Source organism: Streptomyces thermovulgaris (genome assembly GCF_002155915.1).
Lineage (GTDB): Bacteria > Actinomycetota > Actinomycetes > Streptomycetales > Streptomycetaceae > Streptomyces > Streptomyces thermovulgaris.
The window spans coordinates 1-6338 of sequence record NZ_MUME01000476.1 but is presented as its reverse complement, the minus strand read 5'-3'; the positions used below and the strand labels follow the sequence as shown (position 1 = coordinate 6338).

The 6338-nt window shown below is 72.5% G+C and carries 5 protein-coding genes; 3 read left to right on the top strand and 2 right to left on the bottom strand.

All coding sequences use genetic code 11. The features are described 5' to 3' along the window. Nucleotides 1–334 precede the first annotated feature (334 nt). A complete protein-coding gene (gene mycP / locus CCN35_RS26550; protein ID WP_086794613.1) occupies nt 335–1621 on the bottom strand; it encodes a type VII secretion-associated serine protease mycosin in 1287 nt (428 codons plus the stop codon). Between the two features lie 16 nt (nt 1622–1637). Further along, nucleotides 1638–3170 carry a type VII secretion protein EccB gene (gene eccB / locus CCN35_RS26545; protein ID WP_067397997.1) on the bottom strand — a complete coding sequence of 511 codons (1533 nt, stop codon included), beginning with the start codon at nt 3168–3170 and terminating at the stop codon, nt 1638–1640. A gap of 225 nt (nt 3171–3395) precedes the next feature. Here eccB and eccE point away from each other — a divergent pair, with 225 nt between their 5' ends. The 3 genes from eccE to CCN35_RS30015 form a co-directional block, all read left to right on the top strand. Further along, entirely contained in the window at nt 3396–4739 is a 1344-nt protein-coding gene (eccE, locus tag CCN35_RS26540) for a type VII secretion protein EccE (protein ID WP_425444330.1), read from the top strand. Nucleotides 4740–4801: 62 nt separating this feature from the next. Continuing rightward, on the top strand, nt 4802–5512 hold the full coding sequence (locus CCN35_RS26535; RefSeq protein ID WP_107501105.1) for a hypothetical protein: 711 nt from the start codon (nt 4802–4804) through the stop codon (nt 5510–5512). A gap of 401 nt (nt 5513–5913) precedes the next feature. Further along, the coding region (locus tag CCN35_RS30015) for an SCO5717 family growth-regulating ATPase (RefSeq protein WP_281254828.1) at nt 5914–6338 on the top strand (425 nt) is incomplete at its 3' end.

The window sequence follows — 6338 nt, the reverse complement described above, 5'->3', positions numbered from 1 at the left end:
GTTACGGGACAGCCCTTAGCTGGAAGGCTCGACGCCACCGTTTCGCTGTCGCCCGTGTGTTTGCGAGTAACATGCAGGCAGAAGATCTTGTTTGTCGCTGCGGCCGCGATGCGGGAATGAAGCTTCGGTAGACGCTGCCAGGCCAGCGAGGAGGGCGTTCACTCCCGGACGGAAGTGCGGCGCCGCCCCATGAACTGCCGTTCAGGTTCCGTGTGGTTTCGTCCTCCGCGGTCATCAGTTCATGTTCATGGCCAGCTGCCAACGGGACGCGGGCGTTTGTGCAGGTGCCGATAGCGGACAGGGCTGGGACGAAGCTGACCCCCTGTCATCGTCGTCATGCCTCCCCTCCCGCGCCTCTGTGCCCGTGCCGCCGTCGTGCGTCCCGTACCGCCACGGCCGTTCCGCCCAGGGCTGCCGTCAGGACCAGGCTGCCGACCGTCACATAGGTGGCCAGGCGCTGGTTGCGTTCGTCGGGGGTCTCGCCGAAGTGCAGGGGAGTCACCGAGGGGGCCTTGGCGCGGGTGACGCCTTCCCGGGCCTCGGGTGACTCCACGGGGTGGGCGGGGTCCACGTCCGTCAGGGCCCTGACCGGGTCGACCACGCCCCAGCCGACCAGGCGGTCGCGGCCCGCGATCGAGCGTTCCGCGGTCTGCTCGATCTGGGCGACGATCTGCTGGGCCGTCCACTGGGGGTACTTGGCCTTCAGCAGGGCCGCCACCGCGGCGACATAGGGGGCGGAGAAGCTGGTGCCGTTGTCGGAGCAGTGGCCGCCACCGGGGACGGTGGAGATCATGTCGACGCCGGGGGCAGCGACTCCGACGAACTCCCCCGACTGGGAGAAGGGGGCGCGTTCGTTGTTGCGGTCGGAGGCCGCCACCGCGAGGACGCCCTTGTACGACGCCGGGTAGGTGGTCTTGACGTTGCCGCCCAGGCCGTCGTTGCCGGCCGAGGCGACCACCACGACCTCCTGGTCGAGGGCGTAGTCGACCGCCTGTTCCAGGCGGATGTCGGGTCTGACGGCGTTGGCCGTGTCCTGGGAGATGTTGATGACGTCGGCTCCGGCGTCCACCGCGTCGCGGATCGCCTGGGCGAGGGTGGCGGCCGTTCCGTCTCCCTCCGCGTTGTTCTGTTTCATCGGGATGATCGTCGCGTCCGGTGCCAGGCCCACGAAGCCCGTGTTCCTGGCGGGGCGGGCCGCGATGATGCCGGCCACGCGTGTGCCGTGGCCGACGGTGTCGGTGGTTCCCCGGTCGTCGCCGCGGTCGATCTTCTCGCCCTCGGCGTTCCTGGTGGGCAGATAGTTCTTGCCCTTGGAGGCGTCGACGGCCGGTTTCAGCTGCGGGTGCCGGATGTCGACTCCTGTGTCGATCACGGCGACCTGGACGCCCTTGCCCGTGGACTGCGCCCACAGCTCGTCCAGGTTGACCCGCTGCAGTGCCCAGGGCCGGCCCCGGTACGGCTTCGACGGGAAGGTGCACCGGCCGCTGTCCGCCCGGGCGTCGGGTGCGGGCAGGGCGAGGACGGAGGTGGCTGCCATGAGCGCGACGGCTGCGGTCAGGGCCGCCGTCCGGGGCGCGGTGCCGGTGCGTGTGCGGCGGCCGGGAAGGGGTGCCTTCGGCATGTCGTCTCCTTGGCGGCTACGAGCCCTGCGGCTGTCGTGCCGCGGCCTCCGACAGGCGGGGGCCGGTCGGCAGGAATGTCGACCACTCCGCGGGGACGGGTGTCGGCTCGACCCGTTCGTAGCCGAGCCGGGTCTGGGCGATCCTCGCCTCGGTGAGGGCCTCCTTGCGCCGCTGGGCGGAGGTGCCGATGCCCTTGTCGTCGGTGGCGCTGTCGCTGTTGGACTGCAGGGCGTAGCGCAGGCCCGTGTCGGTCACCAGGAAGATGCCGCCCGCCTGTGTCTCCGTGCCCTGGAACTGCCTGAAGAGCAGTCCCGAGCCGGGGGTGACGTATGCGCTGGAGGAGCCGGTGGGCAGCTGGGCGGGGAAGCCGGTGCCCGCCCAGGTGGACAGGGTCGTCCGGCCCCGGCTGTCGACGGAGCGCAGGACCGCGCAGACGGTGTTGCGGCCGGAGGTCGTGCGGCCTCCGTCGTTCACCGTCCTCGGTTTGTGCGTCGGCCAGTTCCTTTCCCCGGCGAACGTCGTGGTGTCGGTCACCGCGCCGGGGCTGACCTGCTGGGCCTCGCCCGCCTGGCCGACGGCGACCAGGGCGCTGCTGTTGAGCAGCAGGGTGGCGGTGAACTCGGAGATGCGGGCCAAGCGGCCGGGCAGCACGACGTAGTACTGCATCCGCCGGCCGTCGTACGCCTTGATGACCATGCCGACTTTGTCGTACTTGTCGTACTGCTGTACCCCGCGGAATGCGCCCGCCGGCGCGCCCGGTGTGCCGTCAATCCCGGGGATCTCGATCGGGTCCCCCTTGTGGAGGGTGGCGAGCCACTGCTGGGAGACGCGCTGCGGGGCGCGGCCCTGGGTGTCGAGGGCCTTGAGCAGTTCCTTGTCGGCCGGGTCGGCCAGCGGGTACGCGGTGCCGCCCGCGTCGACGACGTACTGGCTCTTCCCGTCGGGGCCGACGACGTACATCAGGTCGCCGCCCGAGAGCTTCTCCCTTCCCTCCGTCCTGGACCACTCCTTCCTGTCGAGGACGAACGCCGCCTTCTGGATGGCCCGGCCGCCGTCGCCGGGACGTTCGCAGACCATCCAGCGTTTGGGGGACCCGGCCTCGGCGGCCGTCGGCAGCCGGTCGGGGGCGTAGGGGATGCCGATCGTGGCGCCGTGCGGGAGCCTGCCGCTGTCCAGGACCTCCTCGTCGACGGTGATGACGCTGTTCCTGCCCGGGTCCAGCAGGAGTTTCGCGGAGGTCATGTTCAGGACCGGGTGCAGCTGGGTCTGCCTGCCCGTCTTCAGCACCACGTAGCGTGTGGTCGACCGGCTGGCGACGATGACGTGTTCCCCGGGTTTGTCCCAGCCCTTGGGCGCCGTCGGGCTGAACAGGCCGATGCCTCCGAACACCGCGACGAGCACCACGCCGACGACGGCACCGGGCACGATCGCGCTCAGCGGCTTGGGGGCGTCCTCCTCCGTGCCCGACGGCGAGGGCCGGAGAAAGGACGCGATCATACGGCGCTTCGCGAAGGTGTAGGCGTTGAGCTCGTCCCGCCGTGATGCCATCTGTTTCCGCTCTCTCCCCGTGCGGAGCCGAGAAGGGGTTCATGGGGTCCGGCATGGGCACCAGCCCCCCGTTCTCGGCCATCTCCCGGCCTTCTCCGGTGCCTCGACTGTCAACACCGGCCCCTACTATGCCTGTTGCGCGGCACTGATTGCGGCACGGGTAGGGTGCTGGAGCCGTGAGGCAGCGGTGCGCGAATGGTCTCGGAGGAGTTCGGGGGATTTGGAGTGGCGGCACCCACAGTACGGACCCGATCGCGATCGCAAGCGCGGGCACGCTCCGGTGACGCACGGCAGCCGGCCGTCGACGACGTCCGCCCCGCCGCACCGCCCGCCGCACCGCCCCAGGGTCCCTTCGCTCCGCAGCCCAGGTCCCGCGCGGGACGCGGAAGTTCCCTGACGCTGCAGCGGCTCGTCCTGCTGGAGGCGGCCGTCGCGCTGCTGCTCTGCGGAGGGGCGGCGGGGCCGTTCGCGCTCGTACCGGCGGGCGTCGTCGCCGTCGCCCTCCTGGCCCTGGCCCTCGTGCGCCGCCGTGGACGCGCCCTGCCGGAATGGCTGGCCACCGTGCTCGCCCTGCGGGCCCGCAGACGGCGGGCCGCGGGCACTGCGGTGCCGCCGGACGTCGAGCCCGGTTTCGCCCCCGCCGTCGAGTGCGATCCCCGTCTGCGCACCTGCTCCTACCACGGCCGGGACCGCCGTCCCGTCGGGATGGTCGGGGACGGGACCTTTCTCAGCGCCGTCGTGCAGGTGGAGGCCGCCGTCACGGCGCTGCGGGCCGAGCGGGAGCGGCAGCCGCTGCCGGTCGGGCTGGTGCGGGACGCGCTGGAGGTGGACGACATACGGCTGGAGTCGGCGCAGATCGTGCTGCACACGCAGCCCGCGCCGGCGCTGCACCTGGCGCAGCACTCGGTGGCCGTGACCAACTACGCGCCGCTGCAGGCGCAGACCGGTGCGCCCGCGGTGCGCCTGACCTGGATCGCGCTGAAGCTCGACCCGGAGCTGTGCCGGGAGGCGGTGAAGGCCCGCGGCGGAGGGCTGGTGGGGGCGCAGAAGTGCCTGGTGCGCGCCGCCGATCATCTCGCCAGCCGGCTGACGGGGGCCGGGTTCCGCACGACCCTGCTCGACGAGGAGGAGCTGACCGCCGCCGTCGCCACGTCCGTGTGTGCCGACCCGCTGGTGACGGCGGAGGCCGGACGGAGCGGGACGCGGGAGCGGCGGACGGAGGAGTCCGGCCGCAACTGGCGCTGCGACAACCGCCGTCACACCACCTACTGGATCCGGCGCTGGCCCCGGCTGGGCGGTCCGGGTCCGTCCCTGCCCCAGGTCGTGGCGCTGCTCACCAGCGTGCCGGCGCTCGCCACGACGTTCAGTCTCACGCTCTCGCGCGCGGAGCGGCAGAGGACGGCGCTGTGCGGGCATGTGCGGATCACCGGACGCGGTGACGACGAACTGGTGGCCGCCCGCCGCATGCTGGAGGACGCCGCACGGCAGGCGGGCGTGGGACTTGCCCGTCTGGACCGGGAACAGGTGCCCGGAGTGCTCGCCACACTGCCCCTCGGAGGTGCCCGGTGACCGCCGTGACCCCGCGGACGGCCGCTCCTTCGGAGAGCGTTCCGCCCTCTGCCGCCGAGCGGATGCGCGGACGGCTGCGCAGCGGTTTCGGGCTGATCGGTCCGCGGCACGGACGCCATACGCTCTTCGCGGAGCAGGTGGACACGCTCGCGCTGCCCCTCGGGGACGACGGTGTCGTCATCGGCGTGGGTGCCGAGGGACAGCCCGCCGTCCTGGGGATCAACCGGCCCACGCCGTACGACATCCTGCTCATCGGCGGCCTGTGGACGGCACAGGTCCTCGCCCTGCGTGCGGCGGCCACCGGGGCGCGTGTGGCCGTGGAGACGGGCCGGCCCCAGTCCTGGGCGCGGATGGTGCATGCCATGGGCGGGGGTCAGAACGGCCTGGCCGTGTACGACGTGGGCCGGGTGCCCCCGCAGGGTGCGTCGGCCGGCACGCCGGTACTGGTCGTACGGGACTGCGGCATGCGCCCGCCGCGCGGCCGGGTCGTGTCGGGCCCCTGGCAGTCGGTGCTGACCCTGCTGCCGTATCTGAGTCCGGTGGCCCCCCGGCTGATACGGCAGGCGCGGCTCGTCGGCGTCCAGCGGATCTCGCCGGACGAGGCGGCCGTCCTGAACCGCACCATGGCGCTGCCGCGGGCGGACGTGGAGTCCTTGCCGACGCTCGCCGACGGTGTCACGCTGTGGTGCGCCGACCGGGACCGGCAGTACGTGGTGACCCGGCCCACCGAAACCGAGATCGGATTGTTGGGCACACCGCGCCGGCTCGACTGAGCCGCCTTCCTTCTCCGCCTTTCCGCCCCTTTGCGCCCTCTTTCCGTCTGCTTCCCGCCTTGCCGCCCTGTCGCTTTCGTTCTCCTGGTGTCCCCGCCCTCCTCGCTCCTCCTCCCGTCGCCCCGTCCGGGCCCGGTGCGGTGCGGTGCCGGCCGGTCTCGCCGCTTTCCGGGCGGGCGTGAGGCGATGGGCCCGTGCCAGGAGGCGGACGGGCCTGCCGGGGTGTGGTCCGTGGTGATTAGGCTGGGGTCGGACGCGACGTCAATACCCCTGGACCGGGCGTCGACGGTCCGGGGAGGAGCCGGTGGATCGGACGGCCTCGCGCGACTACGGATGACTCGGAACGACACGACATGGTCGCCCCGGCAGCATGAGGGTGCTCGACCACACCAGGAGGAACTGTGAACAGCGATCGGGACGGGATCCGCGGGGGCTGGGACACACCCGGCGATGACCAACCCGACGCGGAGTCGGCCATCGAGACGACCGGCGAGTTCACCATCGACTACGCACCGCCCGCCTGGTACATGCAGAACACGTCGGGGGGGCCGGAGTCCGAGGCCGAGGAAGCGGAGGAGGAGACGGAGGAGTCCTCCGACGCGTCGGCCCCGCCCGAGTCTCCTGCCGCTCCGGCGGGGTCCGCTGTTCCGAGCGGGCCGGTGCCCGGGGCGGTTCCGCCTCCGCCGGCTCCCGCGCCGGGGGCGCCCCCCGTCCCGCCGGCGGGGCCGTACGCCCCGCCTCCGGCGTTCCAGCCGGGCGGTGCCCCCGCGCCTGCCGTGCCTCCCGTGCCGCCGGCGGGGCCCCCGGTGGCAGGGGAGAGCCCGGC